The following is a 26,113-nucleotide window of genomic DNA, read 5'->3' on the forward strand; positions in this document are numbered from 1 at the left end:
CCTCAGGCAGACAATAGGGAATAAGCGCGTGGAAAGTGAAGTAGAGCCTATAGAGTCGCCCGAGGCATTTCTTGCGAGATTGGGAGAAGGCTTGACGCAGAGGGAGGGTGTCGATGCCGGCTTGGCGGATATCCTGAAGACGCACATCCTGAAAGCGCAGCCCGCGCAGAACGCCGTCGCTCAGGCCAAGGACGCCGTCCTGAAACTCGCACCGTGCCAATCCTCCGAACGCGGGGCTGGCCAATGGCTGACTCTTACTTCCTTCAGTCCTTGGAGCTTTCCGGGTTCCGCGCGTATCTCCAACCGAAGACATTCGATTTCAGCAAGAAGCGCTGTCTGGCGATCTTTGCGCCGAACGGAAGCGGCAAGTCCAGCGTCATCGATGCGCTGGAATTCATGTTCTCCAAGGATGGCACACTCGAAAGGCTCGGGCTGCGCACTATCAACAACCAGGCCGGGCCGGTCGCACTGGCGCACAATCTGGCGGAGGAGGCGAAGATCGCTCCGGCGGTCACGATTGGCGTCGTTTCGGGCAAGCATGCCACCAGCGGCAGCCGATCGGCGATAGGGGCGAAGCGGCCGATGCCGGCAGTGGTCACGACTGTGAACGCCTGCTTCGCGGTGCCACCAATCATCCGCGGGCACGCGCTGCGCACTTTCGTCGAAATTCATACGCCCGAACAGCGCTACACGGATGTCGCCAATTGGCTGCAGCTCGGCCCTCTAGTCGAGGTGCAGAAGAATATTCGCGCGCTGCGCACGCAGGTAAAGGCGGCGTCGGAGGACGGGACGGCACTGCAGCGTGTAGATACCCAGCTCGCTAGGGAGGCGGCCCAGGTGGTGAAAGCCTGGGATTCGGCGGCGATACTTGCTTACGCCAACATGTCGGTGTTAGCTCCGCTCGACGCGTCGCTAGTGCTGGCGGCGCTGACGGCTGGCGATCCGGCCTATCTCGAGCTGGAAGCGCGCGCTAAGGCCGAAGAGAACAAGATCGGGCTTGCAGGCCTGCGTCAGATCCGCAATGCGGCGGCCGCCTTATGGGCGGAGCTAACGGACGCGGAGAGCGGCGAGACCGTCGCCAGCGGCGCGATTCCGACCTTTGATGGGGCCGTGGGGGTGCTGTCGGCCGCGGTTGCCGAGGAAGCGGAAGAGCGCGGGAAGGCGGCGAGCACCGTGTTTCAGGCTTTGTGGAAAGCCGCGGAGCCGCTTTTCGCCGAAGGTGCACCGGCCCCTGCTGTATGCCCGGTCTGTGAAACGCCCGTAGCTGAGACGGCCGCGGGCAGCGCCGAGGCGATCCGGGGTCATATCGCCAATCATCTGGAAGAGCTGGCCGATTATGCCGACGCCAAGAAGGCGCTCGACGCGGCCAAGACTGCTGCGACCAAAGCTCATACCCAATTGGTGGCTGCGTTGCCGGGGCTCATTGGCCTCCTCGGCGAAGATGAAGCGGAACTGAAAGCCGATCTCATCGCGTATCAAGCCGGCATAGCCGGCTTGCCTCAGGCTGGCGTGCCAGCCTCGGCGGATATCGTTGCGGCGATCGCCAAGCTGCTCGCTGCGCTCGATCAGACCATCGTCGACATAGAGTCGAAACAAGGCGACCACACCTATATCAAGGCCAAGACGACGGTCGATCGGCTGCTGGAGCTACAGAGAGAGCGGGACCTCGCCCTGCGGACGCGAGCTCAGCTGGGGAAACTCTCTGATGCCTTGACGGCGCAGGCGACGATAATCTCGGCCGAGATCCGCAAGAAGGTGCAGGCCCTTCTCGACAAGCTTCAGACGCCGATGAACGACATCTACGAGCTGATCCAGGGCGCTGGCGCCGCGCCAATCCGGTTGGAGCTGCCGGCGGAAGACGACACGAACCAGCAGCGGCTCAACCTCCTGATCGATTTCGCCAAGAATCGCACTGGCGTGCAACCGGGCGGCTATTTGAGCGACTCACAGATCCATTCGGTGGCGCTGGCGTTGCGGATGGCGGCAATCCAGCAGTTTAACGTCGGCGCGCCCATCATCGCGCTGGATGACATCGTTACCTCCTACGATGCCGATCATCGGCGCACCATTGCAGGGCTCATCGCCACCATGTTCGGGGGCAGCCAAATCCTGATTGCCACCCACGACGAGCGGTTCTTCAACTATTTGAAGGACCAGCTCGAGGCAAAGGTGTGGCACTTCACCCGGATCATCGGTCTCGATCCGGCCTACGGGCCGCGTTTCGCCGACCACAAGGTCAGCGACGAAATGGTCGAGGCGCGTTGGGCTGCGGGCCAGTCGGCGGCCAACGAGATGCGTCAAGCCGAGGAAGAATGGCTTCTCGGCGTCTGTCGGGATTTCGGGGTCAGCGTGCGGATCCGGCCGCTGGAGAGGGCCTATTCTTACGAACGCAGCGAGTTGGCCTCCGCGCTTGCCGGCCTGCTCAAGGATGCTAAGCTCGCGCCTGCGCTGGTGCCGGGGGGCAACAACCGCTTCCTCGACAGCTTGGTGAAGGGCGAGATCGAGAATTTTGGCAGCCACTTCCAGGACGGGCTTTATGGCGGCGGCTCGATAGGCGACGAGAAGGCGCGCTGGGAGGAGTTCAAGGCTTTCCGCAGCCAGTTCGCCTGCAAAAAGTGCAGCCGGAAAAAGTTCCAGAGGCCTTTTACTCTCAAAAAGCCAGTATGCGCGCATGATGGTTGCGAGGCGCAGTTCGAGTTTGCGGTAGCGCCGGCAGGTGTGGCTTGAATGGGAGGCCGTTCAAAACCCGAGGAGCTGGCGACGCGCAGCTTCGAAAAGCAAGGCGACGCCACCGCGTTCTTCAAGGCCATGCTTAACCGCTACCGGCCCGGTGAGCGGGTGAGGGACGAGGATGGCCTCGACGTTGCGGCCCTTCTCGAACGCCACACTGAATATGTCGCCAAGGTGGGCTATGGCGTCAGCCATTTCCAACTCATGATGACCGAGCATGGAACGCAATGCTTCCGGATCATCCGCAAGGATGGCCGCGGCAAGGATTTCTCCTATCCACACTGCATCTCCCAGCGACCACCAAGCCGTAAGCAGGAGGTCGCCCAAGCCCTTCGACGTACCGTGCGTTTCGATCTTTACAAGGCCCGCGATAATCTCTTCGCTACCGCGGTTGAGTTTCTCGATCTGCAGCTTCAGATGGACGATCAACGCCTGGTCGTCGGACTGCCGGGCACGGGCGGCCGCAGCATCCGCCCGAGCAACGATCAATGTCGCTTGCAGCGTTTCGATGTCGTCTGGCAGCGATTCAACGCCGTCACCCGTGGCCCCGATGGAATCACAAAAGAGGCGATTTGAGGGGCTTCGGCGGTCGCTTTCGACTCCTCCGAGCCGATGTTCCGCTTCAAGCGTCCCGCGCTGCCGCTGTCCACGGTCAAGTTCAGCGAGCTCGCGCCGGCGAATTCAGTCCGCATGGGTATGGCGTCGATCTTCGCGGATATCGACGGGTTTACCAATTTCGTCGACCAAGCGATCCACGGTGGCTCCGACAAGATCCGCGAGGCGGTCAAGATCGTTCACGTCATCCGGGAAGAGCTCAACGCCGTGCTCAAGGAGGATTTCGGCGGCAAGCGTGTGCGCTTCATCGGTGACTGTATCCACGGCTGCGTGGCAGAAGGCGAACGCGCCGATGACGCCGAAAAGAGCGTGCGGCAGGCGGCGTTGTGTGCCTCCGCGATGCGATCTTCCTTTGATCTATGCCTGGAAACCGTCGGATCGAAGGCCGCCATCGATCTCGCAGTCGGAATCGAGTATGGCCAGACGCCCGTGACGCGCCTGGGCCAGCGCGGCGAAGAGAGCGTGCGCTGTGCGGCAAGCCGTGCAACTGTTGGAGCAGAGAGGGTACAGCAGCAAATTGAGGGCGGCGGCGTGCGTCTCGGTCCCGCTGCTGCTGCCGTTGCTGACTTCTCCGTGCGCAAGAATTTCGGGGCTGGTCGCTTGATGACGTACGACTCGGCGGCAGACCTTCTCGGCGCGGTTTCATCACCTGTCGTGCAGGTGGTGCGCGAGCAGCCGGCCGCTCGCTCTCACGCCAGCAGCCTGTAGTCCGAGTAGACAGGCATGGCTTCTCCGGGGCAGCCCATCGAAAGCATCATGAGGGTTGCTCCGGACTGGGCGGAAGTGTCGCTTATCCACGTCAACGAAATCAACGTCGATGCCCTGGCCGTTCGCGCGAGCGGTAATCTGTCTCGGCTCTACGCGTTGAAGGTGGCTTTCGATGGCAGGGAAGTGCTTGCCCGGGAAAGAGCTGGTGTGAAGCTCGTGCCTGACTACTGCCCGGAGAGGCATGTCAACGCAGGGGGCACATTTTGCCTGGGACTGAATGCAGGCAGAGGGATCAGCGATGCTAGTGCACCTGCCTGGTGGGTGAAGCTGAAGTCATTCCTGTTGTGCCAGGATACGGCAAGTGAAACTGGCATCTGGCCAGACTACGCTCAGATGTCTCACGGCGATGCCGGCGACATCGAAGCCAAGGCAGAGCAGCTCGCGCAATCGATAGGCCGATTGGGCGACTTTCACCGTGCGGTCAGGTCGGATGACGGGCCTATTGCGGCCTGCTTGGACAAGGTCAGGACAACCGGGCAACTCCGGAATGGTCGCAGCGCCTGCCTGTGCGGTCGGAAGGACGCAAAGGGGCGGTCGATACTACGGCGCGAATGTCACAAGTTGGGCTGTCCGATCGAGTTGGAGTTTGCACGCCGGCGGGAGACAAGGCGTTTCTGGGACGCTGCGCGAGGCCAGCCGTGCTGTCGTTCGATGAAAAATTGCCCGTTGGATGACCGTGCAGCACTTGTCCCCGACAAACGTCCATCATTGAACACGGTTGACTTGTAATGACGAGACAACCGTGGGTAATTCTAAGGTTCTTCCTAAACTGCTAAGGGATCGATTATGGTCAGATCGCTGATTTGTGCAGCGTGCGCCGTCGGAATGTCAGCCTTGGCATTTCTGCCGTCGGCGAAGTCGGCCGAACAGAACAATCCGTCTCAGATCGATGGGCAGCAGACGGCGCCTGCCCAGCCCCCCGCGGATGCACGATCCTCCCCTCCGGCTTCGACGCCGGCCCCACCAGCGAGAGAAACAAAGACGGGCGAGGTCGCAGCGGCCCGAAGTAACGATCCTCAGAAGCAGTGCGTCAAAGCAGGGGAGTTCGCGGTCGAACTGAAATCCGGCCGAAACCCGGTAGGCGGCACGATCGTGTTCGCAACGAACTTTCTGCCGACAAACCAACGCGTGGATGTCGGTGTGCGAGCGCCGTTCGTGGAAGGCGTGAGGTATTTCGCGGGCATCGATTACAGGGACGGCGAAACCTATCTGCTAAAAAGGCAAGACGTGGTGACGCGTCGCGCCGTGGAGTCCGACCTGCTCGTCGAGAAGCACCTGCTGGAGCCCGACCAGTCGATCGTCACCTTGAACATGGGAGACGACTTCGCCTGGTTTTGGAACCGGGTCGACCTTTATCTGTACACCTGCAACAGCCCCATCGGCGAATCTCCGTGGCGTGTTTCCGTTACGACGGTCCGGTTGAGTCCCTATTGGCTAAGTATCGGGATCATCGTCGTCGAGCTTTTCTTCCTCTACGTCTGGATAGCGTTCGCGCTCCGCAAGCAAGACCACACTTTGGCGTCCTTCGTGCGCGCCCTGAACCCGGCTCGGGTCACCGCGGGCCCGGACGGGAAAGGAAGTCTGTCCACCTTCCAGACGCTTTCGTTTTCCCTTGTCGTCGTCGCACTGATTTCCCTACTGCTTCTGCAGACAGGAATGCTCACGGACATCTCCGGAACGATCCTGACACTGCTTGGGATCAGTGGGATCGGCGCTACGGTCGCCAAGGGCGCCGATGCTCAACGCAATAGCCTTTCCGCCGAGAACAGGGCGTGGCTTCTGCGTCTGGGCTGGATTCCGATGGCCAAGGCGACCGTCGACCCGTCGAACGCCTCGTGGCGCGACTTCTTCACCACGGATGGGGTTTTCGACGTCTACCGTTATCAGAGCTTCATCTTTGCGCTGGTCGTGATCGGAGCTTTGATCGCAGCAGGCGTGACGCAACTTTCCACCTTCGTCATCCCGGACACCATCCTCGGTATCGTCGGTCTTAGCCAGGTCGTCTATATCGGAGGGAAGCTCGTGACGCCGACGAACATGTCCGACCTGAACGCCGCCATCGCAGGACTGCGGACGGAAGAAAACAAGTTCAAGGACGCTGCAACGACCGCCAAGCAGGGGCCGGTGGCAAGCCTGGCGGACGCGATAACTTTCGCGGGCCAAAGCGCGTACAGCGCGTACAGGGAAAAAGCGAAGGATGTTGCGGTGATCTTCACAGCAGAAACCGGCATCGTCGTCAGTGACGCCTCTCTCGATCCGGCTTTGGCTTAGGTACAAGGAGCACGAAGTGACCAAGAACATCCTCATCTTCGCCGACGGCACGGGAAACGAAGGCGGCTTGCTGCCCGACGAGAGCCGCACTAACGTCTACAAGTTGTACCGTGCGACACGGACCGGGCCGGAATCGATCATCGATCCAAGCAAGCAACTGGCCTTTTACGTTCCCGGCATCGGAACGCCCACGCCCAGGCACAACAGTTTTATCGACCGAACCAAGGAAGCTATCCGGCAGATGTTCGGGGTGGGCCTCACCGAGAAGATCATGGATTGTTACGTAGCGATCATCGGCGTTTGGGAGCCTGGAGATCGTATCTACCTGTTCGGTTTCAGCCGCGGAGCCTATACAGCCAGGTGTCTTTCTCACGTTCTCGAAGTGTGCGGCATCCCGACGAAGGAGCCGGGCCTCGAATCTCTGAGCCTCGATCCGAAGTCGCTGCGGCGGATCGCGAAGGAGGCGGTAGCCTGTCTTTACAAGCTAGGCATGCCAATAACCGACGAGAAGACGCTGTCGGAGAGGGAGGCGAAGTTTCGTGCGGACTACGGCTCGCAGATCGGCCGCACGGCAGGAGCTTCCGCCTATTTCATCGGAATTTGGGACGCTGTCGCAGCGATCGGAGTGCAGCGTTTCTTCCCGGATTGGGCGTATGACCGGCACTTTTCGCCCGACGTGCAGTATGCGCGACACCTCCAGTCGATCGACGAGGGGCGGAAGGATTTCAAACGTGTGGCGTGGGGAGGTCGAAGAACGGTCAAGTGGCCGGACAGGAAGGACGAGCCCGAACAGTTCGACCAGATATGGTTTGCTGGCAATCATGCCGACATCGGGGGAAGTTACCCCGAAAATGAATCCCGCCTTTCCGATATCACCTTGAAGTGGATGGTCGAGTTCATCAGCAAGAAGATACCCGAGCCAAACCGCGTCATGGTCGACGAAGGCCTGCTGAAGCTCTATCCGTCCAGCGACGGGATGATGCACGACGAGTGCATGGTCGGCGTCGGCGGCACTTTCCTCAAGTGGGATCGCGCCATCCGCGACGTTCCTGATACCGCTCAGCTTCACGAGACCGTCTATGAGCGTCTCGCGATGAAGTCGGTGCGAAACTACACGAGCTTCGGACCCTACAGGCCGGCCGCGCTGGAAAACCACCTGAAAGCCAAGAAATTTTTTGAAGTCGACCGAAGCGCGGCTCCGGTCATGCATCCGCCAACAGCGCCTGTCTCACTTGGCCCCGGGACGGGAAATGCGTCGGCAAAATCTCCGCCTGACGTCTCAACGTAATCGTTCAAGATCCCGCGCGGCCTAGTACGTTCCAGAGGCTAGGATCGCCAACTCCTTGTCGGCCGGCCTTTCTACGGTCGCAGCGTTCATTCGGCAGGCGGATTAGAGAGCAACCGCGGCCAAAAACATGATACCGCCTTCGACACGCTGGCGGATGCTTTGAAGTCTAGCGAAACCATGTTTGCCAGCTGAGCCGTGAGTGGCCTCGTTGAAGACGTGGAAAAGCTGAATAATATCGTCAATGTCTTTTTCGACGAAGCCCAGCATCTCCGGAGAGTCCGCGCGCTTCCGGTTCAGCAGAAAACGGATCTTGGCGCGACGTGACGGCGTACCGTTGGGCGTGAGTTCGCAGTTCGGGTTGGATTCGCGGACGTCGTTGTTGTCGGCCCACTTGTCGAGGATTTCCGTGAAGATTTCGCGCACACTGGTGCAGAAATGCCGGCCGGCGTCCGGATTGACGGGGTTCAGGGAGAACAACGCTCCGCGCCAGCGGTCGCAGAGATCCCGCGAAAAGCCCGCGAGATACTCCAGAATCCCGGTGTCCTGAGCGCTTTCCGGAGCCTTGGGTTCATCGGCGACGAGTGCTTCGGCCACTGTAGCGCTGTTGCTGGCTTCCCTTTCCGACAGAGCCAGGAGATCGGCGTAGGACGCCGTGCCAGCCGACCGCTCGACGCTGTCGAAGCGCTCGCTCAGGTCGAACGTGGACTGACGGACTTCGACGTAATTAGTGCTCGAAATGGCCCGGAGGGCCGAGATGCGCCGCTGGCGGTCACGTTCGACCTGCGCGTTGTGCGCCCGAACGGCACTGTTGTACTTGTTGACGGCTGCCGCTGCGTTCTGATTGTTCTGCCGGACACGACGATTGTGGTCCTCGACGACCCGCTTGTTGTGTTGGTTGACCCTATCGGCCTCACGCCTGTTGTGCTGGTTGACACGGTCGACTTCCCGATTGTAGTCGCGCACGGACTTTTCCGCGGCCGCCCGGTTGGCTCGGTTTACGCGGTCGACTTCCTGATTGTAGCGGCGGATGGCATCTCTCTGCGCGTTCTGCTGCTGTCGGACCCAGCGCTCATACTCAGCCGGCGTCATTCGTCGAGCCAAGGACTCCTCCTCGCAAGATCAAGATTGGCAAGATGTGGTAGATTTGGCGGATTGGTGCAAGTTTGCGGCTGCCCGGAGGAGCAAAACACCCCCCTCGGTTTTTTCGCACTCAAAAATCGCCGGAAAAATCGAGGTTAAATTCGGTAGTTGTATCAGAGGGATGGGAAATCGATCGTTTTCAAAACGAAATCGAGTCGTTCTTAAAGCGGAAATCGAGTCGTTATCAAAGTGTCCGCACAATAAATAAAGCGCATTGGTGGGCCCGGCAGGACTCGAACCTGCAACCAGACCGTTATGAGCGGGAAGGGGATCCAGATAGATATTGAAAAGGCTGGTGAATTTGACGAGGATTAGCCGCGCTTGTTCACGTTCGGTTGCGTCGTAGCGTTGGTTTAAAGTTGGTTGGCTTGGCAGTCATGATGATAACCGGAATGGCGGCGAACGACGAGTCCGCTGCTGATACGCTGGCAGTCCTGGTGCGCAGCCCCGCTCTTCTTTTTGCGTCAGCCTACCCCCGGTAGTCCCCGTTATGCACAGGTCAGGATGAGAGAGCAGACTGATGAGCCCGGGTTGCGGCGCCGGCGTTGGGTGAGATATCCTCTCCGCGAATGCAGAGCTCGGCACTATGGCGACCTCTCATTCACATTGATGCCGAAGTGGCGTGGCGCGTCCACCTGACGGTACCCGGTCAAGCCCAAAGTCTACCCGACCCCAAGCCCAACGGAGTACAACACGATGAACAAGCCCGCCGTAAAACTAAACCTGCGCATGCAACTCACCGCCAAGGTGCGCCTGCGCATCGTCAAAGGCATAGCAATTCTAACGGCTCTGGGGTCCCGAGAGGGTATTAGTTGTGAAACATTGGAAGCCTGCTGAGAGTAGCCGCCCCACCAGTTTAAGGCCCCGGTCGCTCCGGGGCCTTTTTTCTATGCAACGTTCGCCTTTTGCTGGTTGTCGTTGTCTGGCTCAAGAACAAAGCAGGCAATGTGCCGACCGGTCTCCTTACCCTGGCTGCCCTCCTCGGTCGCACACTAGCGAACGTCCCCCAAATTTCTGACCTGCGCACCAGCAGCCAATAGCATCAGAACCCACTTGTCGATGGGGTACACTAGAACGACCCGCTTACCTTTCCCGTTCTCCTCAATGGCTTTACGTGCCCACGCAGCCGGCCCCTTCTTGTTGCCCGTGGAGAATGCTACCGAAGGGAGGATTGACGTAGCTGGAGGTGCCCCATTCGCAGGTAAAACCGTCGAAGTCGTCAGGTTTCGGATAAGGGCATGGGTCGAAGTTGAAGCCGAACTCTTCCTGTAGCTTATCCATCAGCTCTTTTAGTGTGAGCCAGTAGTGCTTTCCATCTGGCGCCCCGACGTGAAATTTGTTGTCGGAAGACTGTAGTTGGCTTTGATGTTGTACGTTTTCCAAATTTCTCACTTTCTCTTACGCGTTCAAATACCAGCCAAGGTCTTCGTCCCGTTCGGCGGCGAAATGGCACTCGTCGTTCTCGTCATGGATGGAAAGGTCGTCGCCGCGGAAATCTTCAAGGTTGCCGAGCTGAAAAAGCTGAAGCTGAAGCCGGATGACTTCCTCATCAGGAGGCGATAGTGGCCGACTTCTGGAGCCTGCCATACCCGTACAAGATGGAGGCTCCGGACGCCGACGTTCCTCGCCTTGAGGCGATGGCCGACAAAGAGTGCCGGGCGGGGTGGGGGCTGGAATACGATGGCGACCTGCTTCACTTCAGGTTTGCCTCGGACGAGGAGCGGGGCGTTTTCATCCTCCACTCCTATGTCGGCAAGTATTGACCTTGCCCCTTGATGCCCCGCCAAGCCGACTTGGCCGTCTTCGGCGCAAAGCTTAGCCTCGGCTCAAACAGTCGGAGCATTTATGGCAACATCGTCGCAACCTCCAAAGCCTTATCACTGGACGAGATGATCGAGGCGTACCCGCAAATCACCGCCTTGCTTGCGGCAGCCAAGGACGCTCGGCGCTTCCAACTGGAAGCCGAGATCAAAACCCTCGGCTTTAAGCCCGGCGAGGGCAAGCGCCCACCCTCGGCAGCCGTCAAGTATCGCAGCCTCCGCGACCCGCCCAAGACCTGGACGGGCCGCGGTGCCGAACCAACCTGGCTGAAGGCCGAGAGATGGCCCAGAGCGGTAGGTCTCTGGATGCTTTTCAGGCGGGCTAGTCTCCCTTCCACAGCTTGATGATGGAAACGCCGGCGAGCGTGAACGCGGCGACCTGGAGGACGAAGTCGTAGATGGTCAAGACGCGGTGCATCTCGCCGGAGATGACGCCGGCGGTCATCTCCAAGCCGCCGTAGGCACAGAGAACCACGGCAGCAAGGAAGGGTCGGTCAGGATAGTTACGGATTCGCATTCGATGCGGCTCCTAGGTTAGCCGGATCGAGGGGCGATATCGCTGTGAGGAGGGAGGGGGCCCGTCCAGCGGCGAAGATCGTCCCCCAAAATCCGGGGAGAGGATCTCCGACGTTGCAAACCCACCGGGGAAAGCGCCTTCAGAGTACTGAGTTCATAGCTTTGACCGACCAGATCGCTCTGGAAGGCAACACCAGCTCGGTGTTCCGGTGGGTCGCCCGCGTGGGCGTCCAAAACCAGGCCATCCTTGCATAGTGTGCTGGACCGTCCTGATTAGAACATACGTATGAGCGCTGGTTTTAGCCCGCAAGGGGCGCCACCCGAAAAAAGTTATAGGCTGCCATTCCGGTGCTGGTTGTACAGCGTCAGCCCCAAGCCGACCCACAACAGCGCCATCATTGTCCACAACGCCCAAAGGGGCGGGGGGGGCAGCGAGCTGAGTGCCCAAGACCTTACGAGCCTGCGAACCTGCCGGTCATGCCAGTGGACGAATCTTAAAAGCATTGTGTGCCTGCCATGGGTGTGATCCCCGAATAGAAAACCCCCCTTCCCATGAAGAGGGTCTGCATTTGGTCGAAAAAAGAAACGGATTCACCGTCAAGGGCTGGGTTCAGCGAACATCAACATCCGCAAACTCGGCGAGCGGCGTCGTGCTCGATGCGATCGGCTCGAACGGAGCGCGGTTTGTGTCGAAGATGACGATGGCGCGAGGGTTCACGCCCAAGGCGAGGCCAAGCTGCGGCGGTGGAGGTAGATCGACGATGCCGTTGTCCTGCTTGAACTTGGCCGTCTTCATATCCTCGCTCGCCCAGGGGAATTGAAGCAGCTCACACTTGGCGCAGGGCGAGTTCTCGGGCTGCGGCGTCTCTCGGGTCCACTGCATGAGGTGGTGATCCCAGTCGCAGCGGTACCAATGGCGATGCATTTTAGTCGGCATCGATATCTCGTCGGCTTCCTAGTTGGTAAGCACCTCGGGCCGGTAGTGAGAAAGCTTTCGCACTTGTCGCAGACGCGGGCGAGGGGAATTCCGCGGGCATCGTTCTCCCAATAGGACGCGAGACCGGACCCGCACGGGCACGGTCGGGTTCGAAGGGCATGATTGCCTCGGCTGAAAGGGTTTAGATTTTCGGTGAGGCAGATATTTTGCGCCAGAATGCTGCGCTTGAAATATCTGAGGAGAAAACGTCGCGTCGCACTCAGATGGAACGCGACTTATCCCGGACCTCGGTGGAGCCGTGGTCAGCCATGTACTCAAAGACAGCATCAGATTCCAGGAGCGTTATGAGGGCGCGTCGGGTCATGCTGTACGGCGACGACTTAGGCACATGTCGTGTGCACCACTTATGGATATCCATCAGAGCTGGCGGTGCCGCGTGCTTTTCCAAGAAGCTATCCCAGGCGTCATTCAGCATCGTGTAAATTGCGGCTATCATAAAGGCTGCCGCGACACTGCTTGCGCCTATGGCGAAGATGGGGAGGATGCCGATGCGTGGGATGTTTTCGTCGTAAAGGGTAGTTCCTGCCATCTGCACTGCAAGTGACTGAGAAATTACAATGCCGCCTAGGCCAGCTAAGAATTTTACTAAGCTCCAAACTGCGATCGCCTGGATATGCCTTACAAATTTTGGTGCCGACGCAGTGCCCCAGAGTGCACTAATTAGATACGTCATAAGCTGAGGCCCAAGCGCGAGACCGACCATTACTCCCAGAAAAGCAATCTCACCCTTGGGGTCAGTCAAATGGTCGTAAATGCTTTGGCACGTTTCTTTGTGTGTCCCGCAGATCTCGTAAATCCCAATGCCGTTTACTCTTGCGAGAAGGGTAAGGCCGAAAAATAGTATGAAAAAAAACGAGCATGCGTACCAAATCACATAGACTTCGCCTGGATGGTTACGTCGCATCGCATATATCGCCATATGAATGACGAACAGGTCGACTGCGAGCCCAAAAAGGGCAACGTAATCTAGCAAGAGATAAAAGAGGCTAAGCACGGCCACCCTCTCGTTCAGATAACAGCTGAGGAAAGATAAGTCGGTTTTGTGCTTGCTGTATACGAATTCCTGACTCAAGCTTGGCGTTGAGGGCTAGGGGCTGCTTTCGATCCTCTCTGGCAGGCCAAATTGCTCAAGGGGGCGCCGAGACCGAGGCGAAAATTATAGGAAGGCTTTGGCTCGTGGCTCTGGTTATCGCTGGCTGTCTGAGCAACTAGGCATCAACCGGAAGCGTTGCCAAATCGGAATGTTCGATGTTGAGACATGCCGGAGGGTCGTTGAGATCTGCTCTCCTTTGCACGAGGGCACCCGTATTATGCACTCCTTCGACATCGATCTTGCCGCCGAAGTCCGCGTAGAAGCTGCCATCATCTTCTCCAACATCGAGCACTGGTGCCTTCGCAACGCCTTGAACGGGCAAAATGTCCGCGATGGGCATGCAACAGCGCTCCGCGTGGTGCGGTCTCTTCCCGTATCTTGGCGAGAAGCAAATCCGCAATGCAATTGAGCGGTTGCTCATGGCGAAACTCATCGCGCGAGATCAATTCAGCGCTGGCAACGTAAGCGCACGTATTGGTATCGCTTGGCGGAAAGCGCCGAACAGTTTGGCCGAAAGAGCCAAACGATCGGCCGAAAAGTCCAAACGATTACTGTTGCAGACACAGATACATATACGGATACCCCTTCTGAGTCCTCCCAACCAAGAAAGCCCCCCGTCGCGGATCTACGTCTGCAATCCGTCTTGAAGAGTTTCTGCGAAATAGCGCAACACTCCCTCCCGGGCAAACGAACAATTCGGATGGGACGTCAGTCGTATCAGCAACGAGTGGGCCGACTTCTCCGACTACTGGACCAGCGGAAATGCCGTCCACAGCGGTCGCAAGGCAGACTGGCCGGCAACCTGGCGCTCTCACTGTCGCCGCTCCGCGAACCGCGGCGAAAGCCGAACAACTGGCGGTCGCTTTGACAACGGACTTGCTGCCGCCCTCAGTGCAGTCATGGCTAGCCGTCATGGAGCAGCATCAGCTGTGGCGGTGTCGATACGGGGCAAGCACCCGCCGGAAGTGTCGTCACTGACGGAGCAGGTGAGGGACACTGTCGCCCAGGCAGTGAGATCCCTTTCTGACGTGTGCAGCCCGCGAAGATGCGTGGCAACGAGTTGGAGAAGGTGAACGCCCCGATGGTCGCGGTGATGAACGTCTACACGGGCGATCAGGCTAAGCTGACGCTGCAGGTCGCCGAATGGTGCCGCTACCTCGAAGCCCGCTCTACGCCATCCGCAAGGCGGCGAAGTGGACCGTGGTCGGCCGGACCAAGCTGCCCAGCGTCGCCGAATTCATCGCCGATATCCGGCTGGCGATCGGGCCGGGAGTCATGGAGAGGGACCCGCTCCTGCGAGGTCTTCTCGTCCTGCATACCTGAATTGGTTCCGCGCCGCCGAGAATATATACTTCTGGCGGACAACCTCCCGCTGTGCTTGATGGCGCGTGCGGACGGCGCTGTCCGTAATCCAAAAGCCGACGTAGCGCCCGGCGGCGGAAAGAGGTCCAAATGCTTATCAGCATCAGGATCAAGATCATCCTGACAAGGTGATCGAATAAAGGGGATGGTCAGAGCTCCCCGATTTAGGAATTACATTCGATTAGAGATTATTGTGAAAGGCCGTCCTTTGGGGCGGCCCTTTCGTTTGTGGCGATTCCAAACGCTCTTCGCTGCGCTGCACAAGTAGTAAACTAGTGGTCACCCGCCGGGTGTTTCCAACATGGAGACATCCAAGTGCAGACTTCTCTCGAAATGAGCCTCTGGGGCGCCCATATCACCGCGATCGGCTTGCCCGCCGTAATCGCGGGCTTTTTGCTCGGCGTCGGAATTATTCTGGTTCGCCGCTTCTGAGCCGTTGACTCTTATGATCCCGTTTTGTTCTATGGTCGCATTCAAGGGTGTGGCCATGGGACTGGACGGAATCCGGAACGAAATCAGCTACATGCGGCGACAAATCGGCCGCCAGCAAACGGAAATACAGACCCTGCGCCGGGCAGGCATCTCGACCGCCTCGGCCGAAACGCTGCTGACCCGGATGCAGGCCAAGGTCGAAGGCCTCTGCGGTCAGCGCGATCAGCTCTTGGCCGAGGAGGGGCTGAACCTGAAGAGCTATGCTTCCGGCAAGCGCATCAAGGGTACCCCCGCACACCGCAGGGCCTGATGGACAACCTCTGGCGCTTTCCGGCTCCCTGGACCATGGAGGAGCGCAAGGACGGCTTCGAGGTGAAGGACGCCAGCGGCTTCTTTATCTGCGGCGTCCCCCTCCGTGAAGATCTCCATCGCAACGGCTACCAGTACGCCCGCCAATTCCTGTCCCGCGAGGAGGCGAGACGGATCGCCAAAGCGATCCCGGCTGCCCGAGTTGCTGAAGCGTCCGCAGTATTGAGCTGCCGCAACCTCCGGGCGATAATGGGCCGGGGGGGAGCAAGCACCATGGAGTCATGGCTTATCGTGCTGGTGATCGCTGGCGGGTGGTACCTGTGGCAGCGGTCAAGGAACGTGGAGCAGGCGAAAGTCGCCAATGAGCGGCTGTCGAAGGACAACCTCCTATACGATCACATCAAAGCGGGCATGCGCGAATACCACTGGCGCGAGCGGGACCAGCCTCTCTGGCGAGCCAAGCACGGCGAGATGGTGTTCGAGACCGCTCACCTCCAAGCTTTCCATCTCGACCATTTCGCTGAGACTCGCGTGGGGTTCTATTTCAAGGACCTCGACGAATACGGGATGTACAGCTTCTTCGCCGGCAACGATGACGATTTCCTCGAGAGCTATTACCGGACAGACAGCACCTTCCAGAAGGAAGGCGTGCTTCTGCACGACGAGGACTGACGATGGAGTGGGGATACATTCTGATCTTCGCCATGGGGGCGCTTGCTGGCTACGGGTATCGTCCCAAGGCAAAGCCCGCGTCGCAGGACGCCTCCGTGTCATCGCGGGCATCGGCTATCGACCGTAGCAACCTCATCCACGCATATGCGCGCGAGCTGTCCAACTACCTCATCGAGATAAACCCGGATCGCTATTACACCATCTATAACCGGGCACTGGCGGAGCAAGAAAAGCTGTTTGCAGCGGATGCAAAGGTGCGGGAGGCTCAACTCCTCATCCTCACCGAGCGATACCCTGTGTACGAGAACTTCGACTTCATCGGGACGCGTCCCTATGTTCTCTACCGGGAGACCCTTGAACGCTATAGCGAAGACGACCTCGATGAGCACTTCTTCAATCTCTTGAAATTCCACTCGCTGCAGCGTGCGGCGTCAGAGGAATGGCGCATGCAGATGCCGATGCTCAGCAAGAAAGAGGAAGACCATCTCTACGGCTACGTGCAGAAGGTGAAGGATTCGAAATTCAAAGGAGCGGTTGAAGCAAGCGGTGAGGGAGTTCAACGCCGCTCGCCGGAGTGCACTGTCCGATTTTCAGTTGTCTGACGGCAGCCAGCTCTACGAGTCGGCGGAGATAGCCGTTTTCAAGCTCTATGACGTCGCTGAAGTGGTGAAAGGGTTCTGGTTCAAGGACACCAACGAGTATGGGGTCCATTCCGTGTTTTACGGCGACGATAAATCCTACGAGAGCTTTTACCGAAGCGATCGGACATTTGAGAAGCGGGAAGTCCTGCCCACGCTTTGATCAAATGGTTTGACGGGGTTCTCTCCTCGGCTCACGATCGATTCATGCAAACATACCCGCCCCAGATGCGATCTGACCGAAGGCCGAGCAGCGGGCCGTATGGCGAACCTACCGTTCCTCTTCGCGTGCCAGCCAAACTCGTGGACGAGACTAAATCTCTGATCCGCAAAGCCGGACGCAAGCTTCCTCTCTACGTTGTGGGTACCCAACAAAGCCCCGTGCTTGAGCCGCAAGTACGTGCTCGGATTGGATCTGGGACGACGCTCGGCGTTAGCCGGGTTTATGTTGATGGAGGATTAGATGCCCAGGCACTTCGGTTTGAAGGCAACATCGGCAGCAGGACGGTTGGCGTTGACGGGGGCGTCCAGCGCTTCGCAGGACCGGATTGCATCGGCGTCTGCATCGAGGAGCCATTCCGGCCAGTTCTCCAGCGTCAAAGCTTTCTTCCCAATGCTCGGAGCTGCCGTACTCGCCTGCGAGCTGGCGGGGCTGCCATAGTCGACGATCCACCTCAGTAAGCTGAAGGTTCACGCCACCGGCAAGGGCAACGCGAAGAAGCCTGAGATGCAGGCGGCCGCGAAGGCGCGCTGGGGAAAGACCTCAGCGAGGACGAAGCGGGACGCCGCCTGGGCGGGCGCCTATGCCTTAGACTCTCGGTTGTTGGACTAACTGGCCCTGACGAAACGGCGGGGCGTCAAAAAGTTCGGCTTACTTCAGCATCCAGTGAAAGGTAACGGCGAGCGACGTTGATCTGGTCGGCATTCGTATTCCATGCGAACTTCTGTGCGTACTTCAGCACCTTTTCGTTCGACAACTTGATGAACTCCATGGTGCTCATACCCTTGAGCTGCTGCATTATCTCAACCGTGTTGGTCGCCATGAATGCCTTCGTCGGGCTAATGGGCATCACCAAGTTAGACCAGTTGTAGCCCAGGCCGTTCGTCATCACGACGGGGCGGTCTGAAGTGAAGAGCTTCAGCCCTCCATCGGAAACGTCGCGGACGGACCAGTACATGTTGTTCATGTGCTGCCCCAGCTTCGAGCTCTCCAGCATTCCCTTAATCCAGTCCATCGTCGTGAAAGCTACGTTGCGGACCAGGTACTCAATGTACTCCGGATCGTCCTCAGCTTTCTGCGCTTCGTACGCGATTTTGTCCCGCTCGTAGTTATCGAGCGTAAAATCCTCGACGTACTTCCGCGTGGCTGAGAGCCGTTCGGGGTTACGGAACAGCATCCCTAAAACAAAACGCGACCAGGCGCTGCGGCTTCGGTGGTCGAAGGGCACCTCTCGCCTGCCAAGCAGAATGTCCATACTGTCTTTGGCTAGATTGTCGACCAAGGAGAAGAAAAATCGCTCAAAGGCCTCTGCTGCGTCGCCGCTGAGGTGATCAAGCCGGTAGAGCCCTCTGACAAAGCCTGTACCCTTGGGCGCCGTCGCCCGCGGTTGAACCTCCTGGCCGGTAGGGCGGCTGAATTCAATCAGCCGGCCTTCATGATTGGTCCACTCGCGGAGATAGAAAACAGGGATATAATGGTGCTTCGGTGGCTTCGGCGGGATGGTCATGTTTGGAATAGATAGCGCGGTCAGTTTTTACGGCAAGATGCTTGAGGACTATGATGACTTTGGAGAGCAGCCCGGATCCCCGAGGCATGCTATTAACTGCATGCTGTCGGCCTACCACATCGCCGAATGGATTTGGGGGGACTGGCTCCAGACAGACTATGTCACGTGGACCGCCCTGGGAATCAGGGACAAGCCGTCATTTCTGGCTTGGGTCGATCAAGCCCAGCCCTGGTTCAGGATCACACAGGCTGTTGCAAACGGTAGCAAGCATTTCGCCAGTAAGCTCGCCAAGACGAAGTCGTCGCCGACCTATGCTCAAGACGGCTATGTAGAGGATGGATATCAGGAGCGAATGCTTGAAGTTGAAGTTGAAGACGGCCGCTGGATCGAGGCAGTGATTGTCGTCGAGGAGGTTGTGATGTTCTGGTCAGACTTCCTCAAACAATATGGCCCGCAGAATGAGCTTCCGCAACCTCGGAACCCGTTTACGTCAATGGCGGATTAGCAAAGGGGCCGCTGTGTTCGGCATCACCAACCCGCTCCAGTTTTACGGAAAAGCTTGTGCAGGAGTTCGACGACTTCTGCGACAATCAAGGCTCCGCGCGGCACGCGATGAATTTCGTCATCACGGCATATCATCTTCATGAGTGGGTGTGGAAGGACTACCTCAAGAACGACGCGCTCCGACGGCAGGAGATAGGCATTGCAAAGGACTTCAAGGCGTATAGGGACTGGCTGAATAGTCACGTCTGGTACGCGCAGATGGAGCCGCTGGCGAACGGCTCAAAACATTTTCGACCGGCGGGTGGTCTTCAAATCAGTACGGTCGATGTTGGCCCTCTGAACAGTTTTGCCTTCAATGAAGGGGCTTACAATGAAGGTTATTCTTACTTCGTCCTAGACATGGGCATGCATGAGGGATTGCCGCATGTGGCCCCAGCCGCAATGCTATTTGAAGCGGTCATGCGATTCTGGCGCGACTTCCTGCTGGCTCATAGCCCATACACAGAGCTGCCGAAGGGCCGGACAAAGCTGATGGATGATTGGCCTATCGCTCAGCCTTGAGCATTTCAACCTTGGCCTCCGCTTGGCGAATGGAGGAAGCTCGTTTGATTTCTGCAATCTCTCCGATGCGCCCCGTCGCAGCGTAGTGATAGCAGCGCTCCCGCGTCCTGGTGACGGTGACGCCCCAGAGATTTGCAAGCCGGTGTATTTCGTAATCGCTCTCAGGAGAGACGCTGATGGTGCGCTTAGCTTTGCTGGTCATGTCGTATCGTTTATTCGTTACCGCCGAGTTGGTACTTAGCCTTGTACTCGGCCTTAAAGGCGTCCCGCTCCTCACGCGCCTGCTTCATTCTATACCAAAGCAAACACGGTCTTGTCCATGTGCGCGGCAAACTCCCTGCCTCTGTCGTCGGCAGCGCGATACAGAGCCGCCATTTCTGCGGCGTCTGCATCACGGCTGGTGTTCGCGTCCATTAGAAGGGGATCGCGCATCGAACGGAGAGGCTGCCGGCGCCGGGTTGGGCGGGAGCGGGCATGGGCTGACGCAGGTGCAGCAGCAGGTGACTGTACAGAAGCTCGGCACCACCGATGCCCGCAAGATCTTCAGCCGCCTGCGTGACAAGGGTTACCTGTACGCGGCTGACGATCCGGCCGGGCATGAGGAGCGTCCGAACGCCAGCGGGCAGGGTACTTACCGCTGGCATCGTTGGACAGGGAAGTTGTGATGGACTGCACACCCGCTCATGAGCTGGCTGAGGCGGTGTCGAACTTGGCGGGGTGCATCGTCCTGTACGTCCTTATCTGGAAGATTTTCTAAAACAAGGTTCAGCGCCCCAAACGGTGAACATCACCCAAAACCAACCCCATGAAGTCCAACGCCACAAGCTGGTACGTCGTCAATGTAACCGAGGTGGGCAAGTCCGCCTTCCGCGCGGTGCGCCTGCCCGCGCCTGCAAGTATATGCTGCAAGGGAAGACGCGCGCGGCCCAGACCATGTGCGCCGTCTTCAGCGAAGAGACACGCGCGAAGTGGTTCGCCGCATTGGGGATCAATCTGCTTCTCGTCCAACGGGTTCGAAGGGACACGCAGGGTGAGAGGCGGTTCCTAGATGCCAAACACCCGGAGCTGCACCGCGAGGTGTTCGAGCTGCCGGGACCGATCGGGCAGGCGAGGGAGGCCGTATCTTCCTCGCCAGCTCATAATGGAAAGTGAGTTCTTGAAACTGGCTCTCGTCGCCTTGCTGTTGACCGGCTGCGCATCTGCCGATCTCGGCAGTCCTCCGCCTGAATGGGCGGTTCGCATAATTGATGAGACCCACAAGCGCGTCATCGTCGAGCACCAGGAGGTGTGGGGCAACTGCGCCACGTTCGCATTCACCGTATCGATTCTGGCCAGCCAGGCCGGACACCCGGCGAATATCGTCCAGCACGGGCCTAGCCACGTCATCGCGGTCGCAGGGGGCTGGGCGTTTGACGCCCAGTCGGGCGAGCCGTATCCGGCAAATCCGTAGTTTCGGACGACTTCTCCAAATTTTGGACGCTGTTCTGCTAGCTTCCGCGGGGCCGCCGCCGTGAAGGTCGTAACTTATTGGAATCGCTGATGTAAAAAGCGCTTCCAAGGGCGGTGCGTTGCTGTGCGTTGCGGTTGGTTGAAATAACCATTGGTGTTGGATGAAGCATCAAAGAGGTTTTTCCAAACTGCAAACCCGATGGGGATAGTCGTGGTGCGTTGTTAGCGGTTGACGCCTCGGGAATGATCATACGGTACGAGCCGGGAAGTATCCCGGAGGTTCACTTTCGGAGACGGGCATGGCTAAAGCCACGCAAAAGCACGAACCTAAGCTAGCGAGGATCGCAGTGGGGATGGGTGGAATCCTATCTCAGTCGGAGACCGTGGTCCGAGCCTTTGGCCGGGAGCGGGGGTTTGTCCTCATGCTTCTGGCGGTCCTGGCCGGCGTTTTGGTCTCCCTCTGTACGGTTCTTATGCTTGCCCATGGCATCGTCAGACATTTCGGTTGAGTAGTGGGGATTAAGGGTTGTGAACCCACCTGCCTCAACCGATTTTGATAGATTGAGGGAAGTGATTTGCCGCAGCCTCTAGGGTCAGACCATGAAACCTCGGGAAGTGCGTTTACGGGAATTTCTCAATAACTCGAATATAGCCAGTCCGAAAAGTCCGCCATGGGTCCATAGCGCGCCATCCAGCAAGCTCTTCAAAATCATCCAAGACGAGAAGCTGCTTGCGATGAGGTGTGATGTCTTCAAGGGCGAAAAGCTCTGCTACCTGTTCGTCGGCCGCGCCGCATACAAGGGACGGGGCTCTTTGAACCCGGAGGCCTGGCAGCTTCCGTCTGTGTTCGTCATGCGATTTGCTACACCGCCGCCGATCAAGCGAATCTACCCCTTCGATACCGGCGCCTTCGACCGCAATCGAATGCCATCATATCTAACTGCCTTCGACATGAAGAACTTCGAGCTTGGTGCCGACGACGGTTTGATCGGCAGGCTCATTTCCCTATATTTTGACACCCCACGCAGGTACGTGGATCGCAAATCGGTTGACGAGGAAAAGATCAAGGACGAGCACGTTCTCGACATGAGCCACGCTGAAATCTTGGCGCTAGGAAAGCTGTACCGGGAGGGTTCGACGAAGAACTGCGACGACCGTGCAGCGGCCATCGAAGTGCAGGTCGGCGAGGATATTCCTCTTCGTAAGGAAGATCTGCTCGGCGTTGTGATTCCCGAGGAGTACATGCGCACCGACGGTGTGCGTGAGTCGTTGCTCAAGCTCACGAAATACATCGAGACCTACCGGTTGCTGCCGCTCAGTCTCAGCCAGCACTATTCGTCGATCTATGACGCCGTTGAGCGCATTTACAAGAAGGCCGGGGTGAACATTTGATACCTGATGGGCTGAGAGTAACCGCTGCTCTTCGGCTCTCTCCAGCCGACTCTATCGGCGTGCCTATATTTGAGGCCGGAAACGCGATGTACGTTCCGGAAATGGACGCTGACTACAACATCAGCTCCTTCCTCCTTTATGAGAATGTGGATCACTACGATGTGACGCGCTATGTCCCTGATACTTATAGGGACAGGCTGTTTCGCGTAGGAGATCCCGCGCCGATCATTTTCTGGCACAAGCAAGCGCCCTACATCATCGAGGGGGATGCGGAGAGGGCCAGACTGAAGCTCATGTTTGGCCTGGATGCGCTCACTCACCCAGTGCTCCGCGATTTGGGCGAGATGCTTGATGACGCGCGTAGTGGAAAGGTTAGGGCGCAACAAGAGGAGTGGTTCGCTCAGGAGATCGAGGCCTCCTACAACGACGTGTTCTTGGAGGAGCCAAGCCGGACTCGTTACTGGGTCTCCAGATACCGCGTAGCATTGGAGAACGCGCGAAAGCTGACGCAGCCGCCGCACCCGATCGACGTCCGTTTGAGGCGAGCCTCTTCTAGGTGGCTTGAGCTCTACGCGACCAAGGCCGAATTCCCGATGCTTACCTCGATCTTGGGGGAGGCGTCACAGGGCATCTATTCACTTAAGCAGATTACCGACATCATGTTCGCGTACATGGCTCACCGGGTTGGGGCCGTCAGCAGCACAGAGATTACCCGTTGGCTAGAGGATGATACTGTTCGAAGCCTCTTCGCTCGTGGCCTGTACGATATGTACCTGCTCGACGGGTGGCCGCACGTGCCATTCGAGTACATCAAGCCAGACTTCCTTGGCCTTTTGAAAGAGCGTTTGACCCAAGGATGGGAGCGCGAGACTTGGAAGGTCGCCCGGCTTGTTTCTGTGTTGATCCTCGGAAGCAAGGAAGCTCCAAGAGAGATTGACGACCTTGCCATGGTCTACATGAGGGAGGTCCTCAAGGATTACGAGAGGGCCGTCTATCATGCGCAGAACAATTTCGGTCGCAATCCAACCTTCAGTGAGGAGCTTCCTCTTGAAGTAGCAAAGACCATCGTAGCCCGGCATGAGCAGGCGACCGACCTGAGTTGCATCATGCATGGCGATGACCGGATGAGGGGCAAGGTGCAGATCAACCGATTTGGGCTCGATGACGAAAGGGCCGAAATGTACCGGGAGTACATCGCCAACTATGGAGGGTATTAGGTAGCGTCCAGTGGTGGCCCCGCGCTTCGACGCGGTCTAATGCGTCGCCGCTCGTCCTGCTCCTCGTCGGTATAGAGGTAAGCGCGAATTTCCCTGCACCTTTTGCTTTTGAGTGCTCTGATGCATGAGGTGTCCACCAAAATAGGTGGACACCTTGTGATGGCAGACGATGATCAGAAACTGCGGGTCAGGCTTGTTGGTCGGAACGGTCGCCGGCGCTACGAGGCGGCATCGAAGGAGCGTCTTGTCGCGAGTTGTCTTGAGCCTGGCGTTTCGGTATCGAGACTTGCGCTCGAACACGGGGTCAACGCGAACCTGCTTCGGAAATGGATCAAGAAGCACACCGCGACCAGGTCTGTCCCGCGGTCTCCCCCATCGGCGTTCATCCCGGTTCAACTTGAGGGGGCTTCCGATCGCGCCCTGTCGCGGGGGAGCAGCGTGGCGATGGTGGGTTTGCCGGCGGCTTGCGATGAAGTGCGCGGGTCGGAACCCAAGGGGACTACAGCTTTTTGTTCTCCGGCCAAAGTGAGCGCGTCGCTGCCGAACGGCGTGAAGGTCGCGCTGGAATGCGGCGATGTGGATGCATTGACGGCGATCATCGGAGCCCTGGGCCATGTTCAGACTGGGCGGTGACCTGCAGGTCTATCTGCACCGTGAGCCGATCGACTTCCGGGCTGGCATCAACAGCCTTGCGGTTCTGGTCCAGGAGACGATGGCGCTCGATCCGTTCGCTCCGGCGGTTTTTGCGTTCTGCAATCGCCGTTGCGACCGGATGAAGTTGCTGTTCTTCGACCGGTCCGGCTTTGTGCTGGTCCTGAAGCGGCTGACCGAGGACAAGTTCCGATGGCCGCGCCGCCAGGAGGCGGTCGTCACGCTGACGACCGAGCAATTGCACTGGATCCTTGACGGCATCGATATCGATGCGATGGTCCGCCATCCGGTGCGGCAATATCAGGTTGCCGGCTGAGCTCTCGACTTGAGCGGTTGACGCGTCGGTACGGTTCAGATTCAAGAATCCGATGAATCGAACCGGCGAACCGAGTGTCGAAGCGCTGTTGGCGCGCATTGCTGCGCTGCAGGTGGAGAATCGTCAGCTCACGGAGCGCGTCGTCAGGCTCGAGGAAGAACTGGCGCTGGCACGCCTGCATCGTTTTGCGCCGCGCAGCGAAAAGCACGTCGACCGTCTGTTCAATGAAGCCGAGCAGGCCGCCGACGAGGATGATGCCGGCAGCGAAACGGACAATATCGCCGAACTTCCGGACACGGGCTTGCCACCCGTCGAAAGCACAACGGGAAAGAAGCGCGGCCGCAGACCGCTGCCGGCGAACCTGCCGCGTGAGCGGGTCGAGTATGACCTGCCCGACGATCAGAAGGCGTGTCCTTGCTGCCGTGGCCAGATGCATCGCATGGGCGAGACTGTCACCGAGCAACTTCATATCGAGGTGAAGGCGAAGGTTTTACAGAATGTGCGCTTCAAATATGGGTGCCGCCATTGCGATCGCACCGGGATCAATGCCCCTGTCGTGACCGCGCCGATGCCGACGCAGCCCTTGCCGGGCAGCGTTGCCACGGCCTCAACGCTGGCGTTCGCGCTGGTTCACAAATATGTCGATGGCACGCCGCTCTACCGTCTGGCGCAGGCCTTCGAACGCGCAGGTGTTCCTGTCAGCCGCGGCGCTTTGGGTCACTGGGTGATCGGCTCGAGCGAGAAGCATCTGCATCGCATCTCAGACGCCCTGAAGCTGCGGCTCAGACTGCAACCTCTCATCCATGGCGACGAGACGACGGTTCAGGTCCTCAAGGAGAAGGACAAAAAAGCCACCAGCACATCGTACATGTGGGCTTATCGCAGCGGCCAGGGCAGTCACGAGCCCATCGTTCTTCTGGATTATCAGCCGGGCCGCGGCCAGATCCACCCGCAGGCCTTCCTCGGCGATTACCGTGGCATCGTGATGAGTGACGGCTATACCGCATGGCGCACGCTGGAAGGGACCACCCACATTGGATGCATGGCCCACTCCCGACGGCGCTTTGTCGATGCCCTCAAGGCGAGGAAGAAGGGCGGCGGCCCGCCAGAGCAGGCGCTGCGGTTCTTCGAACAGCTTTACCGGGTTGAAAGGCAGGCGCGGGACGAAAAACCAGACAGAGGCGAAACGCCAGATCAATGCATTCGCCGCTTCCGCCAGCAACACAGCATTCCCGTCCTGAACGCCCTCAAGGAATGGCTCGATCAAATCGCCCCGAAGGTCTTGCCCGACAGCAAGCTTGGCGATGCCGTATCCTACACTCTGAACCAATGGTCATATCTGACGCGCTACACGCAAGACGGCAGGATGCCGATCGACAACAATCTCCTGGAGCGCGATATCAGAATCTTTGCCACTGGCAGAAAGAGCTGGCTGTTCAGCGACACCGTCGAGGGAGCCAGGGCCAGTGCCGTCGTCTACAGTCTGATGCTGACCTGCCGCGCCTCACGCGTCGAGCCGTTAGCCTGGTTGCGCCACGTGCTCACCGAATTGCCTCAGCGCGCCGACGACGCCGATATCACCGACCTGCTGCCCTTCAACTTCCCCAAAACCGCCGCTGCCTGAACGGGTCAGATGCCGCCCTCG

General features: G+C 58.7%; 31 protein-coding genes and 1 pseudogene. 24 read left to right on the forward strand and 8 right to left on the reverse strand.

Annotation, left to right across the window (positions count from 1 at the left end; translation table 11 throughout):
- Positions 1-243: 243 nt before the first annotated feature.
- The 6 genes and pseudogenes from IVA93_RS37800 (at position 244) to IVA93_RS37825 (ending at position 7,672) form a co-directional block, all read left to right on the forward strand.
- Positions 244-2,727, forward strand: coding sequence for an AAA family ATPase (locus IVA93_RS37800; RefSeq protein WP_247790031.1), 2,484 nt, complete (start codon positions 244-246; stop codon positions 2,725-2,727).
- A gap of 81 nt (positions 2,728-2,808) precedes the next feature.
- Positions 2,809-2,958 (forward strand): annotated as a pseudogene (locus tag IVA93_RS37805) (DUF3223 domain-containing protein); the annotation flags it as partial.
- 384 nt (positions 2,959-3,342) lie between these two features.
- The gene (locus IVA93_RS37810; RefSeq protein WP_247790032.1) at positions 3,343-4,053 is read left to right on the forward strand and encodes an adenylate/guanylate cyclase domain-containing protein; all 711 of its coding nucleotides are present in this window, start codon (positions 3,343-3,345) and stop codon (positions 4,051-4,053) included.
- A gap of 15 nt (positions 4,054-4,068) precedes the next feature.
- Positions 4,069-4,842 (forward strand): E2 domain-containing protein, encoded by a 774-nt coding sequence (locus IVA93_RS37815; protein WP_247790033.1) that lies wholly within the window; start codon positions 4,069-4,071, stop codon positions 4,840-4,842.
- Between the two features lie 105 nt (positions 4,843-4,947).
- Positions 4,948-6,384 (forward strand): hypothetical protein, encoded by a 1,437-nt coding sequence (locus IVA93_RS37820; protein WP_247790034.1) that lies wholly within the window; start codon positions 4,948-4,950, stop codon positions 6,382-6,384.
- A 16-nt stretch (positions 6,385-6,400) separates the two neighbouring features.
- Entirely contained in the window at positions 6,401-7,672 is a 1,272-nt protein-coding gene (locus IVA93_RS37825; RefSeq protein WP_247790035.1) for a T6SS phospholipase effector Tle1-like catalytic domain-containing protein, read from the forward strand.
- A gap of 102 nt (positions 7,673-7,774) precedes the next feature.
- Here IVA93_RS37825 and IVA93_RS37830 read toward each other — a convergent pair whose 3' ends face one another.
- The gene (locus IVA93_RS37830) at positions 7,775-8,761 is read right to left on the reverse strand and encodes a pPIWI-associating nuclease domain-containing protein (protein ID WP_247790036.1); all 987 of its coding nucleotides are present in this window, start codon (positions 8,759-8,761) and stop codon (positions 7,775-7,777) included.
- Positions 8,762-9,508: 747 nt separating this feature from the next.
- Here IVA93_RS37830 and IVA93_RS37835 point away from each other — a divergent pair.
- The gene (locus tag IVA93_RS37835) at positions 9,509-9,649 is read left to right on the forward strand and encodes a hypothetical protein (RefSeq protein WP_247790037.1); all 141 of its coding nucleotides are present in this window, start codon (positions 9,509-9,511) and stop codon (positions 9,647-9,649) included.
- Positions 9,650-9,922: 273 nt separating this feature from the next.
- Here IVA93_RS37835 and IVA93_RS37840 read toward each other — a convergent pair whose 3' ends face one another.
- On the reverse strand, positions 9,923-10,195 hold the full coding sequence (locus tag IVA93_RS37840; protein ID WP_247790038.1) for a hypothetical protein: 273 nt from the start codon (positions 10,193-10,195) through the stop codon (positions 9,923-9,925).
- Between the two features lie 179 nt (positions 10,196-10,374).
- Between IVA93_RS37840 and IVA93_RS37845 the strand changes: the two genes are divergently transcribed.
- Positions 10,375-10,575, forward strand: coding sequence for a hypothetical protein (locus IVA93_RS37845; RefSeq protein ID WP_247790039.1), 201 nt, complete (start codon positions 10,375-10,377; stop codon positions 10,573-10,575).
- A gap of 126 nt (positions 10,576-10,701) precedes the next feature.
- Positions 10,702-10,977 carry an H-NS family nucleoid-associated regulatory protein gene (locus IVA93_RS41410; protein ID WP_524536887.1) on the forward strand — a complete coding sequence of 92 codons (276 nt, stop codon included), beginning with the start codon at positions 10,702-10,704 and terminating at the stop codon, positions 10,975-10,977.
- On the opposite strand, the gene IVA93_RS37850 is transcribed toward IVA93_RS41410, so the two are convergent.
- The 3 genes from IVA93_RS37850 to IVA93_RS37860 form a co-directional block, all read right to left on the reverse strand.
- Positions 10,955-11,149: a hypothetical protein gene (locus IVA93_RS37850; RefSeq protein ID WP_247790040.1), complete on the reverse strand. Its 195-nt coding sequence runs from the start codon at positions 11,147-11,149 to the stop codon at positions 10,955-10,957. The genes IVA93_RS41410 and IVA93_RS37850 overlap by 23 nt on opposite strands.
- A 609-nt stretch (positions 11,150-11,758) precedes the next feature.
- Complete coding sequence (locus IVA93_RS37855) at positions 11,759-12,085, reverse strand: hypothetical protein (RefSeq protein ID WP_247790041.1); 327 nt, start codon at positions 12,083-12,085, stop codon at positions 11,759-11,761.
- Between the two features lie 259 nt (positions 12,086-12,344).
- The gene (locus IVA93_RS37860) at positions 12,345-13,217 is read right to left on the reverse strand and encodes a hypothetical protein (protein ID WP_247790042.1); all 873 of its coding nucleotides are present in this window, start codon (positions 13,215-13,217) and stop codon (positions 12,345-12,347) included.
- A 97-nt stretch (positions 13,218-13,314) separates the two neighbouring features.
- On the opposite strand from IVA93_RS37860, the gene IVA93_RS37865 reads away from it, so the two are divergent.
- The 6 genes from IVA93_RS37865 (at position 13,315) to IVA93_RS37890 (ending at position 16,814) form a co-directional block, all read left to right on the forward strand.
- Entirely contained in the window at positions 13,315-13,647 is a 333-nt protein-coding gene (locus IVA93_RS37865; RefSeq protein WP_247790043.1) for a zinc-finger-containing protein, read from the forward strand.
- A 734-nt stretch (positions 13,648-14,381) separates the two neighbouring features.
- The gene (locus tag IVA93_RS37870) at positions 14,382-14,561 is read left to right on the forward strand and encodes a hypothetical protein (RefSeq protein ID WP_247790044.1); all 180 of its coding nucleotides are present in this window, start codon (positions 14,382-14,384) and stop codon (positions 14,559-14,561) included.
- Between the two features lie 502 nt (positions 14,562-15,063).
- Positions 15,064-15,342 (forward strand): hypothetical protein, encoded by a 279-nt coding sequence (locus tag IVA93_RS37875; RefSeq protein ID WP_247790045.1) that lies wholly within the window; start codon positions 15,064-15,066, stop codon positions 15,340-15,342.
- The gene (locus tag IVA93_RS37880; RefSeq protein WP_247790046.1) at positions 15,342-16,013 is read left to right on the forward strand and encodes a hypothetical protein; all 672 of its coding nucleotides are present in this window, start codon (positions 15,342-15,344) and stop codon (positions 16,011-16,013) included. Before IVA93_RS37875 ends, IVA93_RS37880 begins: the two co-directional genes overlap by 1 nt.
- A 2-nt stretch (positions 16,014-16,015) precedes the next feature.
- Positions 16,016-16,615: a hypothetical protein gene (locus IVA93_RS37885; RefSeq protein WP_247790047.1), complete on the forward strand. Its 600-nt coding sequence runs from the start codon at positions 16,016-16,018 to the stop codon at positions 16,613-16,615.
- Complete coding sequence (locus IVA93_RS37890) at positions 16,608-16,814, forward strand: hypothetical protein (RefSeq protein ID WP_247790048.1); 207 nt, start codon at positions 16,608-16,610, stop codon at positions 16,812-16,814. Before IVA93_RS37885 ends, IVA93_RS37890 begins: the two co-directional genes overlap by 8 nt.
- Before the next feature lie 296 nt (positions 16,815-17,110).
- Here IVA93_RS37890 and IVA93_RS37895 read toward each other — a convergent pair whose 3' ends face one another.
- Positions 17,111-17,251 carry a hypothetical protein gene (locus IVA93_RS37895; protein WP_247790049.1) on the reverse strand — a complete coding sequence of 47 codons (141 nt, stop codon included), beginning with the start codon at positions 17,249-17,251 and terminating at the stop codon, positions 17,111-17,113.
- A gap of 257 nt (positions 17,252-17,508) precedes the next feature.
- Positions 17,509-18,378 carry a DUF4238 domain-containing protein gene (locus IVA93_RS37900; RefSeq protein WP_247790050.1) on the reverse strand — a complete coding sequence of 290 codons (870 nt, stop codon included), beginning with the start codon at positions 18,376-18,378 and terminating at the stop codon, positions 17,509-17,511.
- Here IVA93_RS37900 and IVA93_RS37905 point away from each other — a divergent pair.
- Positions 18,377-18,883: a hypothetical protein gene (locus tag IVA93_RS37905; protein ID WP_247790051.1), complete on the forward strand. Its 507-nt coding sequence runs from the start codon at positions 18,377-18,379 to the stop codon at positions 18,881-18,883. The two genes, IVA93_RS37900 and IVA93_RS37905, sit on opposite strands and share 2 nt — an antisense overlap.
- Positions 18,884-18,939: 56 nt before the next feature.
- Positions 18,940-19,443 (forward strand): hypothetical protein, encoded by a 504-nt coding sequence (locus IVA93_RS37910; protein ID WP_247790052.1) that lies wholly within the window; start codon positions 18,940-18,942, stop codon positions 19,441-19,443.
- On the opposite strand, the gene IVA93_RS37915 is transcribed toward IVA93_RS37910, so the two are convergent.
- A complete protein-coding gene (locus tag IVA93_RS37915) occupies positions 19,427-19,645 on the reverse strand; it encodes a hypothetical protein (protein ID WP_247790053.1) in 219 nt (72 codons plus the stop codon). The genes IVA93_RS37910 and IVA93_RS37915 overlap by 17 nt on opposite strands.
- Positions 19,646-19,931: 286 nt before the next feature.
- Here IVA93_RS37915 and IVA93_RS37920 point away from each other — a divergent pair, with 286 nt between their 5' ends.
- From IVA93_RS37920 to tnpC, 7 genes are all read left to right on the forward strand, one after another.
- Positions 19,932-20,108, forward strand: coding sequence for a hypothetical protein (locus tag IVA93_RS37920; protein WP_247790054.1), 177 nt, complete (start codon positions 19,932-19,934; stop codon positions 20,106-20,108).
- A 491-nt stretch (positions 20,109-20,599) separates the two neighbouring features.
- The gene (locus IVA93_RS37925) at positions 20,600-20,893 is read left to right on the forward strand and encodes a hypothetical protein (RefSeq protein ID WP_247790055.1); all 294 of its coding nucleotides are present in this window, start codon (positions 20,600-20,602) and stop codon (positions 20,891-20,893) included.
- Positions 20,894-21,492: 599 nt separating this feature from the next.
- Entirely contained in the window at positions 21,493-22,284 is a 792-nt protein-coding gene (locus IVA93_RS37930) for a hypothetical protein (RefSeq protein ID WP_247790056.1), read from the forward strand.
- Between the two features lie 86 nt (positions 22,285-22,370).
- A complete protein-coding gene (locus IVA93_RS37935) occupies positions 22,371-23,501 on the forward strand; it encodes a hypothetical protein (protein WP_247790057.1) in 1,131 nt (376 codons plus the stop codon).
- Positions 23,502-23,660: 159 nt separating this feature from the next.
- Positions 23,661-24,134, forward strand: a complete 474-nt coding sequence (tnpA, locus tag IVA93_RS37940) for an IS66-like element accessory protein TnpA (protein ID WP_247790022.1) — start codon at positions 23,661-23,663, stop codon at positions 24,132-24,134.
- Positions 24,115-24,468, forward strand: coding sequence for an IS66 family insertion sequence element accessory protein TnpB (gene tnpB / locus IVA93_RS37945; protein ID WP_148750250.1), 354 nt, complete (start codon positions 24,115-24,117; stop codon positions 24,466-24,468). The genes tnpA and tnpB overlap by 20 nt, the downstream gene beginning before the upstream one ends.
- A 52-nt stretch (positions 24,469-24,520) precedes the next feature.
- Positions 24,521-26,092, forward strand: coding sequence for an IS66 family transposase (gene tnpC / locus IVA93_RS37950; RefSeq protein ID WP_247384585.1), 1,572 nt, complete (start codon positions 24,521-24,523; stop codon positions 26,090-26,092).
- Positions 26,093-26,113 lie beyond the last annotated feature (21 nt).

Source organism: Bradyrhizobium sp. 155 (genome assembly GCF_023101105.1).
GTDB classification, from domain to species: Bacteria; Pseudomonadota; Alphaproteobacteria; order Rhizobiales; family Xanthobacteraceae; genus Bradyrhizobium; species Bradyrhizobium canariense_D.

Coding starts and splice junctions, on each gene's coding strand:
- IVA93_RS37800 (WP_247790031.1), top strand. CDS start 244: ATGGCTGACTCTTACTTCCTTCAGTCCTTGGAGCTTTCCGGGTTCCGC.
- IVA93_RS37815 (WP_247790033.1), top strand. CDS start 4,069: ATGGCTTCTCCGGGGCAGCCCATCGAAAGCATCATGAGGGTTGCTCCG.
- IVA93_RS37810 (WP_247790032.1), top strand. CDS start 3,343: ATGTTCCGCTTCAAGCGTCCCGCGCTGCCGCTGTCCACGGTCAAGTTC.
- IVA93_RS37850 (WP_247790040.1), bottom strand. CDS start 11,149: ATGCGAATCCGTAACTATCCTGACCGACCCTTCCTTGCTGCCGTGGTT.
- IVA93_RS37855 (WP_247790041.1), bottom strand. CDS start 12,085: ATGCCGACTAAAATGCATCGCCATTGGTACCGCTGCGACTGGGATCAC.
- tnpB (WP_148750250.1), top strand. CDS start 24,115: ATGTTCAGACTGGGCGGTGACCTGCAGGTCTATCTGCACCGTGAGCCG.
- IVA93_RS37880 (WP_247790046.1), top strand. CDS start 15,342: ATGGACAACCTCTGGCGCTTTCCGGCTCCCTGGACCATGGAGGAGCGC.
- tnpC (WP_247384585.1), top strand. CDS start 24,521: ATGAATCGAACCGGCGAACCGAGTGTCGAAGCGCTGTTGGCGCGCATT.
- IVA93_RS37835 (WP_247790037.1), top strand. CDS start 9,509: ATGAACAAGCCCGCCGTAAAACTAAACCTGCGCATGCAACTCACCGCC.
- IVA93_RS37830 (WP_247790036.1), bottom strand. CDS start 8,761: ATGACGCCGGCTGAGTATGAGCGCTGGGTCCGACAGCAGCAGAACGCG.
- IVA93_RS37885 (WP_247790047.1), top strand. CDS start 16,016: ATGGAGTGGGGATACATTCTGATCTTCGCCATGGGGGCGCTTGCTGGC.
- IVA93_RS37875 (WP_247790045.1), top strand. CDS start 15,064: ATGGTCGCATTCAAGGGTGTGGCCATGGGACTGGACGGAATCCGGAAC.
- IVA93_RS41410 (WP_524536887.1), top strand. CDS start 10,702: ATGATCGAGGCGTACCCGCAAATCACCGCCTTGCTTGCGGCAGCCAAG.
- tnpA (WP_247790022.1), top strand. CDS start 23,661: ATGGCAGACGATGATCAGAAACTGCGGGTCAGGCTTGTTGGTCGGAAC.
- IVA93_RS37935 (WP_247790057.1), top strand. CDS start 22,371: ATGTACGTTCCGGAAATGGACGCTGACTACAACATCAGCTCCTTCCTC.
- IVA93_RS37930 (WP_247790056.1), top strand. CDS start 21,493: ATGAAACCTCGGGAAGTGCGTTTACGGGAATTTCTCAATAACTCGAAT.
- IVA93_RS37900 (WP_247790050.1), bottom strand. CDS start 18,378: ATGACCATCCCGCCGAAGCCACCGAAGCACCATTATATCCCTGTTTTC.
- IVA93_RS37870 (WP_247790044.1), top strand. CDS start 14,382: ATGGTGCCGCTACCTCGAAGCCCGCTCTACGCCATCCGCAAGGCGGCG.
- IVA93_RS37905 (WP_247790051.1), top strand. CDS start 18,377: ATGTTTGGAATAGATAGCGCGGTCAGTTTTTACGGCAAGATGCTTGAG.
- IVA93_RS37915 (WP_247790053.1), bottom strand. CDS start 19,645: ATGACCAGCAAAGCTAAGCGCACCATCAGCGTCTCTCCTGAGAGCGAT.